Raw genomic sequence first — 21,812 nt, forward strand, 5'->3', positions numbered from 1 at the left:
ACACCTCTGTTTCCTCTCATCAAAATCAATGTACAGAACGCCGCAACCATTTTTGCATAAACCCTTTAATTCCACTCAATGCACCTGATTGCGGAAGCTGTGGCATTGCTGCAAAACGGTGTGCCAGATTCAATACATCTCTTGAAGCCGCACATCCCGGAAAAGCAACCATAAAAGGTACTTGCCTTTTAACTGCTTGTATGACATGAGTATCATCACTGATATGTCCAAGCAACGGGATATCTATCTCCAAAAAGCGTTTCGCAACCAGTGCGATCTTATCAGCAACTTGACGGGCCTCATTATCGTTATCGGCACGATTGACTATAATTTTGAATACCGTATCCTTTTGCAACCCGCTGACGACTTTAATTAGCGCATACGCATCTGTTAAGGACGTCGGTTCCGGTGTGGTTACGACCAGGCATTCGTCAGCTGAAGTGATGAATTTAAGGTTTTCTTTAGATAAACCTGCACCTGTATCAAATAGAATGTAATCCATATCTGCCGCCATTTTTTCTACTTCTTCGGCAAAATAATTCAGATCGTCATCCGATAACGTAAACAATTCGCTCAAGCCTGATCCTCCAGCAATATAAGGCAAACCACCTATACCCGTTTGAATGATTTCATCAATTGATTTTTCACGTTTTAACAGGTGAAGAAGATTGTATTGTGAATTGGCCCCCATTAATACATCAATATTGGCCATACCTATATCAGCATCAAACACAAGTACCTTTCGACCAAGGGATTGCAGAGCTAGAGCAAAGTTCAGCGTAAAATTGGATTTGCCCACCCCGCCTTTGCCACTGGTGATCGTTATAATTTTCGCTTGACGATTACGTGGGGGCAATCGATATTTATCCAAGGAAGAAGCCATTTGTCTAAGTGATTGGGCTTGGTCACTCATATGGAATCTCCGTTAACTCCTATTGATGCTTTGGGTCCAAGCAGCATGCTTGTCACCATTTCTGTATCGGGATGAAGCAGGTCGTCAGGAACATTTTGTCCATTGGTAATATAGGCCAGCTGCATCGGAAATTGATGCAAAAGGTTAAACATTCCACCGCAGCTACCTGTCTCGTCCATCTTGGTAAATACAACCTTACCAAGACCAAACTTACTGAAATGTCCAGTTATATTGAGCATATCTTTGCTTTTGGATGTCAGACTGAGTACCAGATACGTCTCACTTTCATTAATAGGTGAAAGCAGACTTTGCAGTTCCGAAACAAGCAATTCATTACGATAATTTCGTCCTGCGGTATCCATGAGGATTAGGTCACAATGTTCCAGACGTTGAATGGCTCTGTGAACGTCACCGGGAGACTGTACAACTTCAAGCGGTACATTCAAAATCGTAGCATATGTACGCAGTTGCTCGACGGCAGAAATCCGATACGTGTCAGAAGTAATAAATCCAACCTTTCGATGATGCTTAAACAACTGCTCTGCTGCTAACTTAGCAATGGTTGTCGTCTTCCCTACTCCGGTAGGACCCGCCACATACACAATTTTGGTATCTTTAGAGATCCCTTTGTCCAGTCTTGTTTGAATAAAACTGGCCACTTCCTCACGAAAGGCTTGTTCCCAATCAAAAGTTTCAGGTGCAAAGGGGTGCGCACTCCGACGTACATATACCTGTTCGAGCCAATACTCCAGTAAATCACGTTCCACTTCCTGTTCCAGCACACGCTCACAAATCTCTTGCAGCGGTTCCGGCCAAGTACTTTCCAATGAAGAATTTCGGGAAAACCGAGTCATCATGGCTTTCATTTCCCGCAATTCATTAAGCAGAGCCTGATTTTCCTCTGCTCCGCTCTTGTCTGGAACACTTACTTCAATGGGCTGTTTAAACAGCTCACTGGATGATTTCATGTTCGAAAGCAATGCTTCATGAGCAAGTGCTTGAGACATAGTCTCAAAATTATTAGCAGATTTAGATGAAAAATGCTCAGTTGCTGAAGCTGCTTGTTCTGCATCAACCGTTAATTCAGCTTGTTCTTCTCTAGAACTCCCCGTCATCTGCGTTACCCGTCGGTAAGCTTCTGGAGCAGCTTGTCTGGGAACCACTGGCATAAATGATTTTTCCGGCTGCTTAGGAGCGTTCATTTGAGGTGAAGCCGTCTGGGCAAGCTCTTGTGAAGATGGTTCAAACCGTCGTGGCTTTTGAGGTTGCTTCTCCTCTACCGCAGCAACCACTTCGATTTTCTTTTTACTGAACATCCCCATGAAACCACCGACCTTCATTTCCTTTGTACTTAAAATGACGGCGTCTGTTCCTAAGTCACCCCTGATTTGCAGCATAGCTTCTGGCATGGTATCTACTACATATCGTTTCACTCTCATAAGTTCACCACCCCGACACTTTGAATTTCAACGTTCGGCTCCAGCTCACTGTACGACAGCACCGGGACATCCTGCATAGTCCGCTCCATCACTTGCCGCAAATACATCCGGATTGTCGGTGACGTTAACACAATAGGCTGTTGTCCAGATTGAATAAGGCGGTTGATTTGCTCCATCATCCTTTGATACACCGTTTGCGTAGACACCGGATCAAGAGCCAAATAGCTACCTTGCTCCGACTGTTGCACGCTTTCAGCAATCTTCTTTTCCAAACCTGGTCCCACTGTAATAACGCGTAACGTCTCCCCTTGTTGGGCAAATTGCTGCGTAATCTGGCGGGACAACGCCTGACGGACATATTCAGTCAGCACGTCGGGATCTTTTGTATAAGTACCGTAATCAGCTAGTGTTTCGAAAATAGTCACCATATCGCGAATGGAGATTTTTTCTTTCAACAGCTTGGCCAGCACTTTTTGTACATCCCCAATTGCAAGCACAGAAGGAATAAGGTCATCCACCAGCACTGGATAATTCTCTTTGAGATTGTCGACCAGCGAACGTGTCTCCTGTCTGCCAAGCAACTCATGAGCATGTTTCTTGATCGTCTCCGTAAGATGAGTTGCTACAACTGAAGGTGGATCAACTACGGTGTAACCAGATAATTCCGCAACATCCTTGGTGTTCTCATCAATCCAGAGCGCAGGCAATCCGAAGGCTGGTTCCGTCGTTTCGATTCCTGTAATAGAATCATCGTCGTATCCTGGACTCATAGCCAGGTAATGATTTAACAGAAGCTCTCCGCCGCCCACGGTATTACCTTTAATTTTAATCACATACTCGTTAGGTTTGAGCTGAATGTTGTCCCGAATACGAATGACCGGCACAACCAGACCTAGCTCCAAAGCACATTGACGACGGATCATAATAATCCGATCTAATAAATCCCCGCCTTGCTGTGTATCTGCCAGCGGAATTAACCCGTATCCAAATTCAAATTCAATTGGATCTACCTGAAGCAGATTAATGACACTTTCCGGACTACGGACTTCTTCAATTTGTTGCTCCTCTTCCAACTGTTCATCGGCTATCTGCTTGCGTTCCATATTGCCCTGCATTCTTCGAGCCGCGAAAAACAGCAGAATCGCCAGTGGAAGAGTTGTAATGATATGAATAGGTGTGAAAAGCCCCAATAATGCAATTGTGGCAGCCACAATGTAGATCAGTTTTGGATAAGAAAAGAGCTGTCCAGTTAAATCCTCTGCCAAGTTGCCATCCGACGTAGCACGCGTAACAATCAAGCCTGATGCCGTGGATATGAGCAGTGCGGGAATCTGGCTGACCAGTCCGTCACCAATGGTGAGAACAGAATAAGTCGACAGCGCCTCTTGAAATCCTTTTCCCTGAACGGCCATACCGATAATAAAGCCGCCGACCAAGTTAATGATCAAAATGATAATACTAGCAATGGCATCACCTTTAACGAATTTACTCGCACCATCCATCGCTCCGTAAAAATCTGCTTCCCGTTCGATTTTACTGCGTCGTTCACGGGCTTGCTGCTCATTGATCAAACCTGCATTTAGATCAGCATCAATACTCATTTGTTTACCCGGCATCGCATCCAATGTAAACCTTGCGCCTACCTCAGCAACCCGCTCAGATCCCTTGGTGATAACAATGAACTGTACGACCACGAGAATGAGAAAGACAACAAAACCGACGGCAATTTGCCCTCCTGCAATCCAACTACCAAACGTAGCAACTACTTCCCCTGCATGGCCCTCACCTAAAATAAGTTTGGTTGTAGAGATATTAAGTGCTAAACGAAACAACGTTGTAATGAGTAGCAATGAAGGGAAAATAGAGAACTGTAAAGCTTCCTTCGTATTCATAGAAACGAGTAGAATCATCAAAGCAATAGAAATATTAATGACGAGTAGGATATCCAGCAGCCATGATGGGATCGGGAGAATCATCATAAGAACGATGCCGATGACGCCTGCAAGGACAGTTATTTCTTTTATTTTCACGGGTCTCTAGCCCTCCGATCCCTTTATTTCACTTTACCTTTTAATTTATATACATACGCCAGCACTTCGGCAACGGCCTGGAACAGATCAGCTGGTATCGCATCCCCGATTTCGGCTCTTTGAAACAGCGCCCGCGCCAGCGGCTTGTTTTCCATCGTTATAACGCCGTTTTGCTTGGCAATTTCTTTAATTCGGAGTGCAACGTAATCTTGCCCTTTCGCAATAATCTGCGGCGCTTCCATCTCCGAACCGTCATATTTCAAAGCCACAGCAAAGTGCGTAGGGTTGGTGATGATGACATCTGCATTAGGAACCTCCTGCATCATACGCTGCATAGCCATACGGCGCTGACGCTCGCGAATTTTCCCTTTGATCAGCGGATCACCCTCCATTTTCTTGTATTCATCCTTGATGTCCTGTTTGGACATTTTCAGGTTTTTCTCATGCTCATAACGTTGATACATATAATCCAATACCGCTAAAACGAACAGCACCACACCAATTTTGAGCCCCAGTTCCATCGTTAATGAAGCTGTAAAGCTCAACATCTGATCGCCGGACATTTCAGCCAGTTTGGGTAGGTCAGCCTTTGTTTTCCAGAGTACGCTGTACACCAGATAACCAATTACGGTCATTTTTAAAACAGATTTCAGGAATTCAACCAATGACCTCATGGAAAAAATATTTTTGAATCCTTTAATCGGATCAATCTTGCTAAACTTGGGCGTAATGCCCTCTCCGGTTAATAAAAAACCGATCTGCATGTAATTCGCTACTATTCCGATGACAATGGCCCCAATAAAAATAGGTGCCAGCATAATCAAGATCTGCACGCCATACTCGCCCATCATCAGCATCGTTGTGTTCGGCGTTACCTCCATAGTGAGCCGATTCACAAAAATATCTTGAAATAGTCGAACCGCATGGTCCTTAAAATACCCGCCGAAAATCATAAGGCAAAAAAACGTAACCAGCAGGACACCAGCGGCGGGCAACTCCATGCTTTTGGCAACCTGCCCTTTTTGTCTTGCATCCTGTTTCTTTTTGGGTGTAGCTTTTTCCGTTTTTTCCCCTGAGAACAACTGCAGGTTCATAGCATATTTAAATGACAAACTACGTTCCTCCAGACCAGACATTAAGGACGATTACCCATAATATCCAACAAGTTGCGCATGGATTCGAACATCACTGAAAACAATCTTTCGAATATAAAAGCAAAACTTGGCATAAGAAGCAGTAACATGAACAGTCCCACAATAATTTTAAGAGGTACACCAATGACAAATATGTTGAATTGTGGCGCTGTTTTAGCTAAAAAACCGAGTCCCACATCTGTTAAAAAGGTAGCCACTACAATGGGAGCAGCAATTTGAAAAGCAAGCATAAATGATTCCGCAAAAGAACGTACCAGGAATTCAGTTACACTGCCACCATACAGCTTTACAAAAAAATCATTAGTCAACGGTACCCAATCATAGCTGTATAAGATAGCATTTAGCAGATGATGGTGCCCATTTATACTTAAAAAGAACAATACTGCAATGGCAAATTTAAAATTCCCCGTTAAAGGCGTTGAAGCCCCTGTCATGGGATCAAACACACTCGCCATTCCGAAGCCCACCTGTAGGTCTATAAATGAACCTGCGGTTTGAATCGCGGTCATGAACAGATATGCAGTAAACCCCAATAACAACCCAATCAGCACTTCACGACCCACTAACAGCACATATGCTACATCGGTCGGTACCTGTTGATGCGTACCATATGTAAGATACACGACCAAAGCTAGAAATCCTGAAATTCCGACCTTAAAGATATTAGGTACCCCTCGGGTTGAAAAAATAGGCGCTACTACAAAAAATGAGGTAATCCGACAAAAAATCAGCAAAAAAACAGGAAAACTCTGTAACAATATGTTCATAACATTCAGCCTAACCTATATATTTGTACAAATTGTCCAGAATGTTATACGTAAAGTCCACTAATGTGGTCAATATCCAGGGCCCGAACAAAAGCAATGCCAGCAATACGGCGACAATCTTCGGAACAAAGGCCAGTGTTTGCTCCTGAATTTGGGTTGTCGCCTGAAAAATGCTGATAATCAAACCCACGACTAGCCCCAAAATCAGCATCGGAGCACTCACCTTGAGTACAATGAACACCGCTTGCCCAGCCAGGGAAATAATAAACTCCGAAGTCATTGCCGTCCTCCTTGATTGCTGTCCTTGCATGAAGTATTCATGTGTTAAAACTCAGAAGCAATGATTTGACAACCAAATACCAACCATCTACAAGTACAAAAAGCAGTATTTTAAAAGGAAGTGAAATCATTACCGGTGGTAGCATCATCATCCCCATAGCCATGAGTGTACTCGACACCACAATGTCTATAACTAAAAATGGTATAAAAATCATAAAGCCCATCTGAAATGCCGTTTTCAACTCACTGATTGCATAAGCCGGAACCATCACCGTTAGTGGAATATCCTGATAATTCTTTGGTTTTTCCATCTTGGTGTATTTCATAAAGAGCAGTAGATCCTTCTCACGTGTATGAGAGAACATAAAGGTCTTAATCGGTACCGATGCCTTATCCAGCGCCTGAGACTGTGTTATATCCCCCTTGAGATACGGCTGAAGTGCAGTTTCATTCATAGCTGAGAACGTCGGTGCCATAATGAATAAAGTAAGAAACAAAGCCAGTCCGACAAGCACCTGATTAGGCGGCATCTGCTGGGTTCCCAGCGAAGTTCGCACAAAGCCAAGCACAATCACAATTCGCGTAAAACTTGTCATAAGTACAAGCAAAGCGGGCGCTACACTAATGACAGTAATAAGTAAAATAATAGACAGCGAGGTGGCACCGGGCTGTCCTTTGTCCGAATTGCCGACTTGAATATCAATGTTCGGAATCGGTTCCGCAGAGGCCGCCGTCACCGAAATGAAGCTGAACAAGACAAGCAGCAAACATGCAAGTATAATCTTTTTTCTCATGAATCTCCCGACCGATCTGTAGTATTCTCCTCATTGCGCAGCTTTTCAAGTTTATCCTTGCGATTCGGCATTTGCCGAAGCTTGGATTCAAACATCTCGTGAAAAGATGTCTCCTCTTCAGGCTGCTGCTGTGCCGCGTTGTTCCGGCGAAGCTTATCCGCAATTTTAGCGAATAGCGGGGCAATCGGGCCGCGCTGCAGAGAAGCTTCCTGCTCCAGTGCGGCCAAAATTTGCTCCACTTCTTCAGGATCGGATACTTTGTCAACAAGCCGGATATCTTCTCCTACACCAATGAGGTACACACTGCTACCAACTTCAACAAGCTGAAGGGATTTATTGGGACCAAGTCCCACGCCTCCCAGTATGCGAACGGAGCGGTTGCTGAACCAGCTCTGATTTCTTTTACTCAAAAACCGTATCAAGTACACGATCAGTACGATGATAAAGATTAGCACGAAAAGGACCCAGGCAATGTTGCCTATATTGCTGGATGTACTCAATGCGTCAGAGGCACCCTGTTGTGTATCCATACTGGGTGCGCCTTACACACCCAGTGTTTTGTTGATGGCTTCGATAACCCGATCCGATTGGAAAGGCTTAACGATAAAATCTTTTGCGCCAGCTTGAATGGCATCAATAACCATTGCTTGCTGACCCATCGCGGAACACATGATAACCTTTGCGTTCGCGTCAATTTGTTTGATTTCCTTCAGAGCGGCAATGCCGTCCATTTCAGGCATCGTGATATCCATCGTAATCAGGTCCGGACGAAGCTCCTTGAATTTTTCAATGGCCTGTGATCCGTCCTGGGCCTCTCCTACTACTTCAAATCCATTTTTGGACAGGATGTCCCGAATCATCATTCTCATAAATGCAGCATCGTCCACGATCAAAATACGGTTTGCCATCTGAAATAAATCCTCCCTAAATTATGCTTTTATTGTAATTTTTGAATACGGTCCCATTGGCTTACAATATCTGTTACACGCACGCCAAAATTCTCGTCGATGACGACAACCTCGCCCTTGGCAATCAGTTTGTTGTTAACCAAAATGTCCACCGGCTCCCCGGCAAGCTTGTCCAGTTCAATAATTGAACCTTGTGAGAGCTCCAGAATATCTTTAATTTGCTTTTGGGTCCTACCTAATTCTACGGTGACTCTAAGGGGAATGTCCATCAATAAATTTAAATTGTTTTCATCCACTTGCGCAAATGCACCGGACTGCAAGTTAGAAAATTGTACAGGCTGTACATTTACATTACGTCCCGGTACTGCGCCGTAGTGATGAGGCGTTCCGTAAGGAGCTTGCGGCGGTACACCAGCTGGCATTCCATAACCCGGTGTTCCATAGCCTGAAGCGCCTTGCTGCCCATATCCCGGGTCTTGAGGATACGTTGGCGGTTGTTGCCCATAGCTTGCGTCTTGCGGCGCCTGCGCGGCTGCAGGCGGCTGTTGATAGGCTGGTGCCGGCGGTTGCTGTGGAACGCTTGCTTGTTGCGGCGCTTCGGGAGCAGCTGTTGCAGCTACCTGCTGTGCGGACGCTTGCGGTTGTTCCTCATCCTCTCCGCCATTCATTAGGATGCTCACCATTTTTTTGGCGAAATTAACAGGTAACAGTTGCATCAGCGTAGAGTCAATAAGATCCCCGATCAATAACCGGAAGGATACTGTGATGAGCGTCTCTTCATCCGGCAGACTGGATACTCCATCACCGTGCATAGGATCCAAAATATCAATCCCCGGTGGAGAGATATTAACAAAACGATTAAACATGGTAGACATAGAGGTCGCCGACGATCCCATCATCTGGTTCATCGCTTCCTGCACAGCACTAATGTGGATTTCATTCAATTCTTCATCTGCTGGGTTTCCTTCACCACCAAGCATTAAGTCCGCTATCACTTGCGCATCACGTTTTTTGATTACGAGTGAGTTAATACCCTCGAATCCATCGACATAATTTACATGTACAGCTACGTGTGGCTTTGGAAATGCAGTTTCAAATTCAGAACGGGTAATAATTGAAACTTTAGGTGTCGTAATATCCACCTTTTGACCGAGCAGTGTGGAAAGAGCCGTAGCTGCGCTGCCGAACGTTATATTACCGATTTCCCCGAGAGCATCCTGCTCCAGAGGAGTCAGAAAATCGTCAACGGTCTTGCCTGCGGGAGTAGAATCCGTCCCCGCTTCAGACTGTTTCAGCAAGGCATCGATTTCCTCCTGGGACAAATAGTCTTTACTCGTCAATTTCTTCAACTCCTTCGTTGACAATTTCATCAATTTGTACGGCAACACGATCTCTTACCATGCCGGGACTTCCCATAAACTTCAATTTCTCGCCTACCCGGATGGATAGTCCTTCTTTGACAGGCTTGTTCAATGAAATGACATCCCCTACTGAAAGACCCAGAAACTCGGCTACATTTATCCGGGATTCACCCAACTCTGCAATAATAGGGAGCTCTGCTTTGGTGACCCGTAATCTCAAGGCGTCGATCTCTTCGGGCGCCCTTGATTTCTTTTCGGATGTAAACCACTGGTGCGTGGACAGTCTGGCCATAATGGGTTCCAATACCACGTGCGGGATACAGAGGTTAATCATCCCTGTGGTATCACCAATTTTGGTGCTAAGCGAAATCAGAGCAATCGTTTCATTCGGCGAAACAATCTGCATGAACTGCGGATTTGTTTCCATCGCCTCTAGGCGCGGTTCAATGTCCAGTACCGTTTTCCAAGCCTCTTGCAGGCTATCAAAGGTACGACTGAAAATTCGCTCCATAATCGTCGTCTCGATTTCGGTCAACGCAGTAACCTTTGACGGTGCCGAACCTGTTCCTCCGAGAAGCCTGTCCAACATGGCATAAGCAACGTTTGGGTGAACCTCAAGCACCATACGACCTTCCAGCGGTTCAGCTTCAAAAATGTTTAGAATGGTCATTTTCGGAATGGAGCGAATGAATTCATCATAAGGAAGTTGCTCCACCTGAACGACATTAATTTGGACAAAAGTACGAAGCTGCGCTGAAAAATATGTGGTCAGATACCGTGCAAAGTTCTCGTGTATCCGCGTCAGACTCCGTATATGATCCTTGGAAAACCTAAGCGCTCTTTTGAAATCATAAGCGCGAACTTTCTTTTGGGTATCTTCCTTTTTAAGTTCTTCCGCATCCATTTCACCGGACGAAAGAGCTGCTAAAAGGGCATCAATTTCCCCTTGTGACAGTACATCCACCAATGTTATTCACCCCCTTACGTGTTCCTGACAAGTTCACCTGGAATCAAATGGCTGCCAGCAAAAAGTCTGTAATTTTGGCGTTCCCCAGGTGACCTTCAGGGAGCGACTTGTTGATGAGATCCGTCAGCTTGTCACTGAACTGGTCCCGGCCTTTAGCCGTTCTGAGCTCATCAGGTTTGGTGTCTGCAAGTAATTGAATAACAATGGGCTTAATACTGATGTCTTTGATTTTTTCAAAAGATTCTTTTGCTTTGGCATCGTTCAATTGAAAAGATAGGTTCATCTGAACAATGTAATCTGCGTCTGCCAAATTCGTTTTGATACCGGTAATTTCAGAGCTCACTTCCACCAATTCATCTGCTGACAATCTTGGAAGTTGTTCTGCCTGAGCAGCTTGCGCATTCGGTATGACTTCCGACTTCTTCCCGCTAAGCGCTGGTATAAGTACAAAGGCCGCGCCTGCAATCAAAGTAATCGCGAGTAAAATTGTAATGAGCCATGGCAGCATCTTCTTCATTCGTCTTCCTCCATTTGTTGCACTTTTATCGTGGCGGCATGCATGCCGATTTCACGGCTGTAACCCTTGATCAAGGAGACGACATCTGCCGCTTTTTCCAATACAATCAACCGTTTCCCCGTCACCAAAGTGACGTATGTATCCGGTGTTTCCTCCACAGTCTCAATGAGCAGCGCATTAAGCCACATAGGCGAGCCGTTCAGCCGCGTTAACGGGATCATCGTAATACCAACCTCCTGATAGGTGCGGAGGAGCCTCTACTCCTCCGCGTTTAAATGAGATTATCGTTTCAAGTTTACAACTTCCTGAAGCACTTCATCCGAGGTCGTAATGATACGCGAGTTCGCTTGGAATCCGCGCTGAGCTACGATCATTTCGGTAAATTCGCCTGTCAGATCAACGTTGGACATCTCCAGTTGACCTGAGATAATAGCTCCACGCCCCTCTGAGTTGGCTGCTCCAGGCTCAAGTTCATCAATGTTGGAGTTGACCGTTGTACGATACAGGCTGCCTCCAATTTTCTCCAAACCTTCCGGGTTAGTAACTCTGGCTATACCAATTTGCGTGCCATTATTCACTGTACCATCATCTAATTGCTGTACAATCGTGCCATCCTGTGAGATAGAGACTGCCGTAACATTGTCTTCAAGTGTGATTGGATCTCCATCCAAATTTCCCACAAAAAATCCATCGGAAGTAACCAGATTCCGGTTTGCATCTATGTGGAAATCACCCGCACGAGTCAGATAGGGAACTTCCTGTGCATCATTCATTTTGACCAAGAAAAATCCGTCACCATTAATCCGCAAATCCGTTGGGTTATTCGTGGTCATCGCACTACCTGGAAGATGCAGTGTATCAATTGAGCTAACCGAGACCCCCAAACCTACCTGCTTGGCATTCTGCCCGGCGGTTGTTGTTCCGTCTGGTGCACTTGCACCTGAACTCGTTTGGCTCAAAATATCCTTGAACATCACTCGGCTGGACTTGAAGCCTGTAGTATTTACGTTTGCAATGTTGTTACCGATAACGTCCAGCTTTGTTTGAAAGCCCTTCATGCCCGATACACCTGAATACATTGATCTCAACATTGAGTATAAATCCTCCTCTGATTGGTTGCTTAGTTGACCGCATCAGTCGATCCGCGGCTTTTTCATGGCTTTCCTATTCGGGCCAGCCACTTCGTATACATTTTTCATGAAATAATTACAGCACTATCTATCTGCGTAAATACGTTATCCTCCATGGATTTCTTATCCATCGCGGTAACAACTGTTCGATTAGGTACACTTACAATCAAAGCCATATCCTGCATTAAAATCAATGATTCTTTGGCGCCTTTGGCAGCTGCTTTATCCACAGCAGAGTTAATTTTCGCCATTTGGTCACTTCTCAACTCTATTCCCCGCTGCTCTAGACGCTTGGCTGCATGATTGCTCAGCTTGAGCACCTGATCCTGCAATACCTGACCGAATGGTCTGGCATCCTTCGATACCGAATTTACTCGGTTTTGTGAGATCGCTGCCGGGGGCACGTTGGCGGGAAAAAGGCGTCCGACCGTTATCCTGTCATTCATGAGTTCTCACCGCTTCCATTAGAGGAAGAAGATGAAGTTTCCGATTTATCTGTAGCCGGAGTCGTTGTGTTAGCCTGGCTTACTGATGTTACATCTTTTAATGCTACCTCAGCCGCTCCCATTTTGGCATACTGCACACCGTCGCGAATAACGATGGAATCCACGATTCCACTTTTCACTGTACCCGCGCCTGTTTCACCTGTAATGGAGTCTTTTTTACCTGCCTCAATCCAGCTGACTTCTTTTCCTATCAAACCGGAAGCCGTACCCAAAGACTGTCCTAATGCATTCAACTGCGTAGAAATGTTCATCAGTTGTTCCACCGATGAAAACTGGGCCATTTGAGCGATAAATTCTTTATCCTCCAAAGGCTGCATCGGATCCTGATTTTGTAGCTGGGTGATCAAAATTTTCAAAAACTGATCTTTACCCATCGTTTTAGTATCCTTGGCACTCGCTGTTTTGACATTGTTGACATTGTAATTCGGCCAGACGTTACTGGTGGATACATTGTTGTCTGTAGTCGTCATTGTGTTCTCACCTCCATCATTACGCTTGTGCTGTAAAGGAGCCTGTCCGATTCATATCATCTGCGCGTTGTTCAGCTGTCCAGTTACGAAGCTCTTCTGCCATTTCAGCTACCTTCAAAGCATCCTCGCTCTCTTCTCTACCTTGAGCTTTGGATCGTTGATTGGATTGCTGCTGCTGATTAGCTCCAGATCCGCGTCCATCCTGATACATATGGGAGGAAAGCGACTCATTGTGCGTTACTTCTACCTTATCTACCTGGATACCTTGGCTCTGCAGGCTCGTACGCAGCTGCGACATTTGCTGTTCCAGCAAATCCTTCGCTCCGCTATGCTCAGTCATGAACTGGGCAACCAGATGACCATTTTGCATTGTCAGCTTAACCTCCAGCTGACCCAGATGATCTGGACGAAGCATGATAGTCGCTTCCGTCAAACCAGTGTGTTTTACAATGTCAAGTTTCTGCACTACAAATTCGGTCATCTCCTTGGCAAATTGCCGTACATGTACGACTGGTTGAGCCGGAGCAGAAGGTGTTGTTCCTTGCGTTTGTACCGAAAGCTGTCCCGCAGTCGTGATCACTGGAGCCTGATTGTCAGTTGCTGTCGAATCCACTTGCTCAGTCGCATCTACGAATGCACTCGCTTCATCCGTTACAGTCGTCTTAACTGCAGACTGAACGAGAAGATTAGTTGATGAACGTTGTCCATCTGCACCTTGTTGATTAGTTTCGCCCTGACTTGCTTGCTGCTGAGAAGCAACAACCTGTTTGTCAGTAGTAGCTGTAGCTACGGGCTGAGTACCATTTGCTCGATTTGCAGAAGGCTGAACTGTTTGTGAATCCCCACCATCAGCAAGTTCCACAGCTTTCATTACACCATTCCACTGCTCATCGGAAATAGCTCCCGTCCCTGCCGTTGCGCTTTGGAGCGATTGTAGTAACTGTGCCACCTGGGACTTTTGGTCTCCAGAAGCCTGCTCTGCTACATTGGCAAGTTGTGACAAAGCGTCCTGTAATGCAAATCGAAGAGTAGCCGGGTTGGATGCCAAGGCTGTTAAGCCTGTCGCCTCTGTCGTTTCTCCACCGTTTAACTGTTGATTTGTTCCGTCGCCTTGCAAAAACTGTTGTACTTGCTGAATCCACGCTTGCAGAGTTGCAAGCAGAGCAGGATCGGCAGCTACTTGATCATCCAGCTTTTCGAGATTTTGCAGCAAAGGAGCCAGTGTTTCGACCAGCGGCTCGGTTGGAGCTTCCGTGGATTCTCCAGTTGCAATAAGCGGAAGTACCATAACTAATGGAGAACCATTCGCTTCTGTGCCTGCTGAGCCCGTTTGCCCACCTGTCATCATTTGCGTAAGTGTTTGGTTAAAAGCACCTGTAGTTGCTCCGGCAACCGTGGCTGTACTCGTTGTTGAGGCTGTCGTACTGCTAGCTGTTTGACTGGAGCTGACCGATACACTTTGAGAAATAAGGGTCATTTATTTTTCACCTCCCTTCATTTAAATTACTTACTGCCCATCAGTTTGTTCAAAATTTTTGCGGTCTGAGCCGAATCCTTGGCAGACATATTTTGTAGTAAAGAACCACGTGTCGAATCATCCACTGTATTTAATATGTTCAATGCCTTGTCTGGACTGATTTTGTAAGTTTGTAAAATAAGTTCGGCACCGCTCTTCTTGTCCATGGAAGCAAATGTGCTACTGATTTGAGTGCTTTGCAAACTCTTACTCGTTGTTCCAGCTGTGGTACCTTGATCCTTTTTCAGACGAGACTGCAACGCAGCAACTGACAAATCCGTAGATGGCGTTACGTTTTTCAGAGCCATGGTAATATCGGCTGCTTTTTTAGCGTCCATCTTTTGCAAAATCTTTGCACTGTTGGCAGGGTCCATGTAGCTTAACAACTGCACAGTCTCTTCCGTAGTCAGATTCTCCATAATCGGTGCCGCTTTACTAGCTGTCATTCCTTCATACATGCTAGCAAGATCTCTGGCCTGTTTTACATAAGGATCTTCATTTGTTGTTCCACCTGTAGTTTGCGTACCGCCCTGTCCCTGCTGACTGGCCTGTGGCTGCTGTTCCTGTTGCGTTTGCAGCGTATTGACCTGATTCTGCAGTTCAGTAACCTTTTTATCTTGTGTCGTCTTAGCAGCGGTAGCCTTTTTAAGCTCCTCCGTCTGCTTGGCTAAATCTGCCTTTAACTGCTGAATGGTTGCTTCAGAACTTTCAGACTGTGCCTTCTGATCTGCCTCTTTCGTCTGGGTAGCCTTATCTTTCGGTTCAGGTACCCAATTTTTAACAACTGGTATTTTGTTCCCTAATGAAATCATTTCGCTTCTGAAGTCCATATTGAACAATGTAAGCAGGACCCCGACCAGAACGATTGTGAACACAATCGGAATCAGGAAAAACATAAACCGTTCAAATCCCCCGCCTGATTCTTTTCCTAAATCTATATCCAGTTCATTTTCTGCTAACTTCTGTGCCATCGTCTTCCTCCTCAGGCAGCTGATATGCGTATCCTATGACTTTCCGCTTACCGGGCTTTCATGGCAAATCGCACGGAAGCCATTTCATCCAGCTCGTTCTGCTCGCGCAGGAGCATTTCCTGTTGGAATTTCACGTTGGCCTTCTCTCTCGCTTTCAGCCAAACCTGTTCATCCAGCATTTTATCGGTCAAAACGGTTTGTTTGCTTTGCACATTTTGCTGCGCATATTGAACATCCCTATGCTTGCGTGTAATACATTGGTCCAGATGATTAATATAAGCCTGTAATTCCTGAATGGTAGAGAGTGGCGCGCAATCCTCGGCAGCCTTTTGAATGGCTGATATGACCCGATTCCTTTCGCCTACAAGCTGTGTTAATGTCTGCTCCTCAGCCTGCAATTGTCCGACAGCACTGGAAAGCAACCATTCGGCCTGTGACTTTTCGTTGGTTTTCAAGTCTACAACTTTCTGAAAGGAATACTGAAATCTCATCGTTCAACCTTCATCTCCTCGTAAATTCAGAAATCAAACGCTCCCTTACCTCGTCCAGCTCAGCCTTTTCATCTGTTCTTTGTCTTGTAAAATCCCATATATCCCGTATACGCTCCATGGATTCGTCAATTTCTGCATTTGAACCCTGCTGATAGGCCCCGATATTAATCAGGTCCTCCGAATCTTTGTAAACGGCCATCAAGCGCTTAATGTTCTCGGCAGCGTCTATCTGATCTCGTGGTGCGATATCCTTCATGACCCGGCTAATACTCGCTAACACATCAATTGCGGGAAAATGTCCTTTGTTCGCAATCCCACGATTCAAGACAATGTGTCCATCCAAAATCCCGCGCACCGCATCCGCGATGGGCTCATTCATATCATCACCATCGACTAGTACCGTATAAAAAGCGGTTATGGAGCCAGTAGGACCTGTTCCTGCACGTTCTAAAAGCTTAGGTAGACTAGCAAACACGGAAGGGGTGTACCCTCTCATTGCCGGTGGCTCCCCTACGGCTAGGCCGACTTCACGTTGGGCCATCGCATACCGGGTAACTGAATCCATCATCAGCATGACATTCAACCCACGATCTCGAAAATATTCCGCGATCGTCGTTGCAATAAGTGCACCCTTAATACGGATTAACGCAGGCTGGTCGGAAGTTGCCACAATGACCACGGAACGTTCTAGTCCCTCCGGGCCTAAATCCCGTTCAATAAAGTCCAGCACTTCGCGTCCACGTTCCCCGATCAAGGCAATTACATTCACATCGGCTTCCGTATTGCGAGCAATCATTCCCATCAAGGTACTTTTACCTACACCCGAACCTGCAAAAATACCAACCCGTTGTCCTTTACCGATAGTAAGCAACCCGTCGATAGCGCGTACCCCGATACTGATTGGTTCCTGCACACGCGGACGATTCAGCGGATTGGACGGAATATTAAAGGTTGAATATCTCGCCATTCGCGAGGGAATCAATGAGCCATCCAGAGGCTGACCCAAGCCGTCGAGCACTTTGCCTAACAGCTCCGACCCGACCTGCACATTCAACGGCTTCCCTGTTCCTACTACATCACAACCGGGACCAATGGATTGCAATTCTCCAAGTGGCATCAGAAGCACTTTATTGTCCCTGAAGCCTACAACCTCCGCTTGCAACGGCTTTGCCGTTTTACCCGGATAAATGTAACAAACATCCCCGATACTGGCGTCCGGACCTTCCGATTCAACCATCAGGCCGATAACCTGCGTAACCTTGCCATTTACCCGAACCGGGTCCAGCTGGCGCAAATGATCCATGTAGCGCTGCGTATTAAGCCCCTTCATGTCTTCGCTCCTCATTCTCATGTGCCAGACGCAGTAGTTCCTTTTTGATCTCAGCTAATTGCGTATCAATCCGCGCATCCACGCTCCCAAAGGAAGAACGGATAACACAACCGCGATCTTTCACAGTACCATCAGGAATAATTTGCAGTTCTGCCTGCGAATCGACAGTTAATGACAATTCTTCTCGTGCACCTTGCACAAATGCGAAATGCTGAGGTGACACACACAATGTAATGGTTCCTTTTTCCCGCTTACGAGCCAAATTTTTACGAATTAATTCAATCGTGTAGTCCGGCTCAAGGCTCAGCTGTTTCTCAATGACCTTTTCAGCAATAGCACTACTCAGTTCAACCAAAAAAGGCTCAGCTTCCTGAATCAGTTGTTCCTTAATCTCATAGGCCTGACGCAGAATATCCTGTGCTTCTTCCATCATATGCTCCGATTTCGTCTGGAGCTCGGCCTCAGCCAGCTTCTGGCCTTCTTCATATCCTTGCTGAAATCCATCAGCTTTTAACGACTGAGTCAACTGATCGTCATGCTCGCGTCGTTCCTGCCACCAGGCTTCAATCTGTTGCTGTGCCTCCTGAAGCATTCGTTCCGCTTCTTCAGCTGCCTCGCGAACCTGACGTTCGGCAAAATCCTTAGCATCATTCAGCATTTCATCCCGCAGCCGTTCAGCCTCGTGATCTCGCTGAGGCTCCGGCTCCGTATATTCAGTTGTGATTTCTTCGTCCGTCGTTTCTGGCGCATACGTATGTGCCACATCAATTGTTTTCAAAGCCTCTACAGGAACATATTGGAAAGATTTAATCAAGTTAGACAATGATGTCATCTCCTCCGCCGCGTGCGATTATAATCTCACCGGCCTCTTCCAATCTGCGGATCGTCGATACGATACGTGTCTGTGCTTCTTCCACATCACGCAACCGCACCGGTCCCATGTACTCCATTTCCTCTTTGAAGGTTTCTGCCATACGTTTCGACATATTTCGGAAAATCACATCGCGTACTTCTTCACTGGACACTTTAAGCGCCAATTGCAAATCTGCATTGTCGATATCGCGGATAATGCGCTGAATGGAACGGTTGTCCACATTGACGATATCCTCGAACACGAACATTCTTTTCTTGATTTCCTCAGCCAGTTCTGGATCTTGAATTTCAAGCGAGTCGAGAATCGTACGTTCGGTTCCGCGGTCTACGCCATTCAAAATCTGAACAATGGACTCGATGCCACCCGCATTCGTATAATCCTGCGTAGCGGTTGCAGACAGCTTTTGCTCCAACACTCGTTCCACCTGGGAAATAACTTCCGGAGATGTACTGTCCATGACAGCAACACGCCGGGCCACATCTGCCTGTTTTTCCTGTGGCAGAGACGACAGAATTGCAGCCGCCTGCTCAAATTGCAAGTACGAAAGCACGAGAGCAATCGTTTGCGGATTCTCATTCTGTATAAAATTCAATATCTGGTTTGGATCAGCCTTGCGGGCAAAATCGAAGGGTCTTACCTGTAACGTCGCTGTTAGACGGTTAATGACCTCAACTGCTTTTTGCGATCCGAGTGCTTTCTCCAATATTTCTTTAGCGTAATTAATACCACCTTGGGAAATGTACTCCTGAGCCAAACAAATTTGATGAAACTCGGCCATGATGGAGTCCTTCTCAATGGCATCGACCTTCCGCACATTGGCAATTTCCAATGTAAGTTGTTCGATCTCCTCGTCACGCAAATGCTTGAATATTTGAGCAGATACCTCTGGTCCCATTGTGATCAGAAGTATAGCCGCTTTCTGTCTTCCCGTTAAACCTTGACTGCTTGCCTTTGCCAATGAACTCACCTCTATTCGTCAGCCAGCCATGTACGAAGCAGATTGACGAATTCGTCGGGTTTCTTTTTCGCCAGACTTTCAAGCTGTTTACGCACTTGACTTTCATTTGTCACACTTTCCATGGTAATAGACGGGAACTCCGTCGGCGTTGGCATGAGTTGCAATTCTTCATCCAACTCTTCTTCCTGCTTACGACGACCACGTACGATGAGGAAGATTACACCCGCCAGCAGTGCCAGAACAGCAGCTCCAATGCCCCATAGCCAAGGGTTGGAAGCTGAGAAGAATGTATTCGTGCTCGCAGGCGCTGGAACAGCTTGTGAGAACACTGAAACCTTCTTAGCCAAATCAGCGTCTGTAATAGTAGTACCAGAATTCGCCAACGACGCTCTTACAATATTAACCAAAATATTTTGAATTGCTGTCTGAGTTGCAGTATCCAACGTTTGCTGACCTGTTGGTGGTTCAACTGCTACATTAATGGTTAAATCTTTTACAGTGTAGGGACTTTGGATAATATCCCTTGCAATTCGGTTAACTTCGTAGTTAATCGTACTTGAGCTCTTATCTGAGCTGGTATTGCCGGAATTAGCTCCTCCGGGGTAGCCCGGAACATCCTGTGTTCCTGTTCCCGCAACTCCTCCGGTTTGTCCACTACTGCCCGTATAGCTTTCCTGAATTTGTTGGGCGCTAATTTCAATACCCTTCATTTTCGTTTGATCAACAGGTGTGACCATTTGTTCCTTTGATGTCACTTTGTCGAAATTTAGCTGGGACATAACCAGCACATTTACCTTGTCGTCTCCAACAATTTTCGACAAAAATTGTTGGACATTATTCCTTACATCGCTCTCAAACTTCTTCTGTAGAGCCATGTTTTCCTGAACACCACTAGTGAGCCCACCTTGGCCGCCCTTGGCCGTTGGAATCAACTCATATTCCTTATTGGTGATCGTAATGTTTTCCACTGGCAGATTCGGTACAGCCGTTTTCACCAGATTAAAGTAACCGTCGATTGCTTGCTGATTTGGAGTAAAGCCAGGCTCGAATTCCATTTGAATCGAAGCGGAGGCTTTGTCCTTTTCTTCAAGTCCGGCAAAAATGTTTTCCTTTGGCATATTAATAACAGCTTTGGAGCTTTGAACACCATCCATCCGTTCCAACAGTTGCTGTATTTCGCCGTTCAATGCATTATTGTACTTCACATTGAACTCGTTCTCCGTCATACCAATGGCAGAGGAGGACTGGTCAAAGGCACTCATGCCGATTGAACCCTTCTGAATCAGGCCTTGAGACCCAACATCTACCTTCGCCTTATCCGCATTAGCGGTTGGGACTGAGATTTGTGTCCCACCAGCGTTAAGTTGATACGGTATACCCGCAGAATCGAGATACTTAATGACTCCGGCAGCATCGTTAGCATTTAAATCTCGGAAAGCCACTTCATACTCGGTTTTGGTAAACTGCATCGTTAGCACTACAACGGCGATAATGATGAATGCTAATGTCGAAACAAGCAATATCTTCTGTTTTTTGCTGAAATTATTCCAATACCCGGAAATCTTATCCCGATATTGGGCGATTCTCTCGTTCACTCCGTCACCCCATCCGAAACTTTGCTAAACCCTCTTTACATCTGTGTACGCATGATCTCCTGATAGGCTTCGATCGCTTTGTTTCGGACCTGTGTAGTAAGCTGCAGGGAAAGCAGCGCTTGTTGGGAAGTGATCATGACCTGATCTACATCAACTTTGCCTGCCATGAATTGGTCGGACATCTGGTGCGTAGCGGCTTCCTGCTGCCCTACTTCATTAAGAGCATCCTTTAGGAAGGAACCAAAATCCTTCAAGGATTCGGAAGGCGTCGATTTCGTCAACTCATTGTTAGGCGATTGAATCTGCTGTATTACCGGTGTCTGTACATTAAACATGGCGTTCTGAATCATGTTTTACTCTCCCTATTAAGTAGTTAGTAGTCCTAGAACTTAGCGACCGATTTCAAGCGCTTTGGAAACCATAGCCTTTGATGCATTCAGAGCTGTTACATTGGCTTCGTATGAGCGTGTCGCGGAAATCATGTCGACCATTTCTTTCATAATGTCTACATTAGGCATATATACATAGCCATCTTTATCAGCGTCCGGGTGACCCGGATTGTACACAGGCTTTAAAGGTGACTGATCTTCCTGAATTTGCGAAACCTTAACGCCAGCAGCGCTTGTGCTACTTCCTTCCATTTGAGCCTTCAAAACATCGGCAAAGCCAGATTGGTTCGGCTCCAAAACAACCGTTTTTCTCCGATATGGAACTGCTTGTCCATTCTCTACTTTCGCCCGAGTTGTCTCTGCGTTGGCAATGTTGCTAGATATAACGTCCATCCGCAACCGTTGGGCCGTAAGAGCAGATGCACTAATATCAAAGCCGTTGTTAATCTTCAC

At 45.8% G+C, this 21,812-nt stretch carries 25 protein-coding genes; all 25 read right to left on the reverse strand.

Going from position 1 to position 21,812, the window contains the following annotated elements; genetic code table 11:
* Nucleotides 1-25 precede the first annotated feature (25 nt).
* Entirely contained in the window at nt 26-913 is an 888-nt protein-coding gene (locus tag AC5ELV_RS01360) for a MinD/ParA family protein (protein ID WP_493428850.1), read from the reverse strand.
* On the reverse strand, nt 910-2,352 hold the full coding sequence (gene flhF / locus AC5ELV_RS01365) for a flagellar biosynthesis GTPase FlhF (protein WP_493428851.1): 1,443 nt from the start codon (nt 2,350-2,352) through the stop codon (nt 910-912). Before flhF ends, AC5ELV_RS01360 begins: the two co-directional genes overlap by 4 nt.
* Nucleotides 2,349-4,382 (reverse strand): flagellar biosynthesis protein FlhA, encoded by a 2,034-nt coding sequence (gene flhA / locus AC5ELV_RS01370; RefSeq protein WP_016820963.1) that lies wholly within the window; start codon nt 4,380-4,382, stop codon nt 2,349-2,351. The genes flhF and flhA overlap by 4 nt, the downstream gene beginning before the upstream one ends.
* A gap of 23 nt (nt 4,383-4,405) precedes the next feature.
* Nucleotides 4,406-5,518: a flagellar biosynthesis protein FlhB gene (gene flhB, locus AC5ELV_RS01375; protein WP_493428852.1), complete on the reverse strand. Its 1,113-nt coding sequence runs from the start codon at nt 5,516-5,518 to the stop codon at nt 4,406-4,408.
* Nucleotides 5,518-6,303: a flagellar biosynthetic protein FliR gene (fliR, locus tag AC5ELV_RS01380; RefSeq protein ID WP_023988198.1), complete on the reverse strand. Its 786-nt coding sequence runs from the start codon at nt 6,301-6,303 to the stop codon at nt 5,518-5,520. The genes flhB and fliR overlap by 1 nt, the downstream gene beginning before the upstream one ends.
* 10 nt (nt 6,304-6,313) lie before the next feature.
* Complete coding sequence (gene fliQ, locus AC5ELV_RS01385; protein ID WP_025723725.1) at nt 6,314-6,583, reverse strand: flagellar biosynthesis protein FliQ; 270 nt, start codon at nt 6,581-6,583, stop codon at nt 6,314-6,316.
* 37 nt (nt 6,584-6,620) lie between these two features.
* Complete coding sequence (gene fliP / locus AC5ELV_RS01390; RefSeq protein WP_013309901.1) at nt 6,621-7,376, reverse strand: flagellar type III secretion system pore protein FliP; 756 nt, start codon at nt 7,374-7,376, stop codon at nt 6,621-6,623.
* The gene (locus AC5ELV_RS01395) at nt 7,373-7,906 is read right to left on the reverse strand and encodes a flagellar biosynthetic protein FliO (RefSeq protein ID WP_023988197.1); all 534 of its coding nucleotides are present in this window, start codon (nt 7,904-7,906) and stop codon (nt 7,373-7,375) included. Before AC5ELV_RS01395 ends, fliP begins: the two co-directional genes overlap by 4 nt.
* Before the next feature lie 12 nt (nt 7,907-7,918).
* The gene (locus tag AC5ELV_RS01400) at nt 7,919-8,284 is read right to left on the reverse strand and encodes a response regulator (RefSeq protein ID WP_010346372.1); all 366 of its coding nucleotides are present in this window, start codon (nt 8,282-8,284) and stop codon (nt 7,919-7,921) included.
* Between the two features lie 29 nt (nt 8,285-8,313).
* Nucleotides 8,314-9,624 carry a flagellar motor switch phosphatase FliY gene (gene fliY / locus AC5ELV_RS01405; RefSeq protein WP_493428853.1) on the reverse strand — a complete coding sequence of 437 codons (1,311 nt, stop codon included), beginning with the start codon at nt 9,622-9,624 and terminating at the stop codon, nt 8,314-8,316.
* A complete protein-coding gene (gene fliM, locus AC5ELV_RS01410; protein WP_029516998.1) occupies nt 9,614-10,612 on the reverse strand; it encodes a flagellar motor switch protein FliM in 999 nt (332 codons plus the stop codon). Before fliM ends, fliY begins: the two co-directional genes overlap by 11 nt.
* Before the next feature lie 43 nt (nt 10,613-10,655).
* Entirely contained in the window at nt 10,656-11,129 is a 474-nt protein-coding gene (locus AC5ELV_RS01415; RefSeq protein ID WP_023988194.1) for a flagellar basal body-associated FliL family protein, read from the reverse strand.
* Entirely contained in the window at nt 11,126-11,350 is a 225-nt protein-coding gene (locus AC5ELV_RS01420) for a flagellar FlbD family protein (protein WP_013309896.1), read from the reverse strand. Before AC5ELV_RS01420 ends, AC5ELV_RS01415 begins: the two co-directional genes overlap by 4 nt.
* Before the next feature lie 60 nt (nt 11,351-11,410).
* Nucleotides 11,411-12,220 (reverse strand): flagellar basal-body rod protein FlgF, encoded by an 810-nt coding sequence (flgF, locus tag AC5ELV_RS01425; RefSeq protein WP_493428854.1) that lies wholly within the window; start codon nt 12,218-12,220, stop codon nt 11,411-11,413.
* 104 nt (nt 12,221-12,324) lie between these two features.
* On the reverse strand, nt 12,325-12,705 hold the full coding sequence (locus AC5ELV_RS01430; RefSeq protein WP_272640488.1) for a TIGR02530 family flagellar biosynthesis protein: 381 nt from the start codon (nt 12,703-12,705) through the stop codon (nt 12,325-12,327).
* Nucleotides 12,702-13,235 carry a flagellar hook capping FlgD N-terminal domain-containing protein gene (locus AC5ELV_RS01435; protein WP_493428855.1) on the reverse strand — a complete coding sequence of 178 codons (534 nt, stop codon included), beginning with the start codon at nt 13,233-13,235 and terminating at the stop codon, nt 12,702-12,704. The genes AC5ELV_RS01430 and AC5ELV_RS01435 overlap by 4 nt, the downstream gene beginning before the upstream one ends.
* 19 nt (nt 13,236-13,254) lie before the next feature.
* Nucleotides 13,255-14,712: a flagellar hook-length control protein FliK gene (locus AC5ELV_RS01440; RefSeq protein ID WP_493428856.1), complete on the reverse strand. Its 1,458-nt coding sequence runs from the start codon at nt 14,710-14,712 to the stop codon at nt 13,255-13,257.
* A 26-nt stretch (nt 14,713-14,738) separates the two neighbouring features.
* Nucleotides 14,739-15,722, reverse strand: coding sequence for a MotE family protein (locus tag AC5ELV_RS01445; RefSeq protein ID WP_493428857.1), 984 nt, complete (start codon nt 15,720-15,722; stop codon nt 14,739-14,741).
* A 47-nt stretch (nt 15,723-15,769) separates the two neighbouring features.
* Entirely contained in the window at nt 15,770-16,213 is a 444-nt protein-coding gene (gene fliJ, locus AC5ELV_RS01450) for a flagellar export protein FliJ (protein ID WP_493428858.1), read from the reverse strand.
* A gap of 10 nt (nt 16,214-16,223) precedes the next feature.
* Entirely contained in the window at nt 16,224-17,543 is a 1,320-nt protein-coding gene (gene fliI, locus AC5ELV_RS01455) for a flagellar protein export ATPase FliI (RefSeq protein WP_493428859.1), read from the reverse strand.
* On the reverse strand, nt 17,530-18,366 hold the full coding sequence (locus AC5ELV_RS01460; protein WP_493428860.1) for a FliH/SctL family protein: 837 nt from the start codon (nt 18,364-18,366) through the stop codon (nt 17,530-17,532). The genes fliI and AC5ELV_RS01460 overlap by 14 nt, the downstream gene beginning before the upstream one ends.
* Nucleotides 18,359-19,375 carry a flagellar motor switch protein FliG gene (gene fliG / locus AC5ELV_RS01465; protein WP_013370674.1) on the reverse strand — a complete coding sequence of 339 codons (1,017 nt, stop codon included), beginning with the start codon at nt 19,373-19,375 and terminating at the stop codon, nt 18,359-18,361. Before fliG ends, AC5ELV_RS01460 begins: the two co-directional genes overlap by 8 nt.
* A gap of 11 nt (nt 19,376-19,386) precedes the next feature.
* A complete protein-coding gene (fliF, locus tag AC5ELV_RS01470) occupies nt 19,387-20,970 on the reverse strand; it encodes a flagellar basal-body MS-ring/collar protein FliF (RefSeq protein WP_013309886.1) in 1,584 nt (527 codons plus the stop codon).
* 35 nt (nt 20,971-21,005) lie between these two features.
* A complete protein-coding gene (fliE, locus tag AC5ELV_RS01475) occupies nt 21,006-21,320 on the reverse strand; it encodes a flagellar hook-basal body complex protein FliE (protein ID WP_493428861.1) in 315 nt (104 codons plus the stop codon).
* A gap of 39 nt (nt 21,321-21,359) precedes the next feature.
* Nucleotides 21,360-21,812, reverse strand: a complete 453-nt coding sequence (gene flgC / locus AC5ELV_RS01480) for a flagellar basal body rod protein FlgC (protein WP_013309884.1) — start codon at nt 21,810-21,812, stop codon at nt 21,360-21,362.

It is taken from the genome of Paenibacillus sp. NMA1017, from assembly GCF_058895805.1.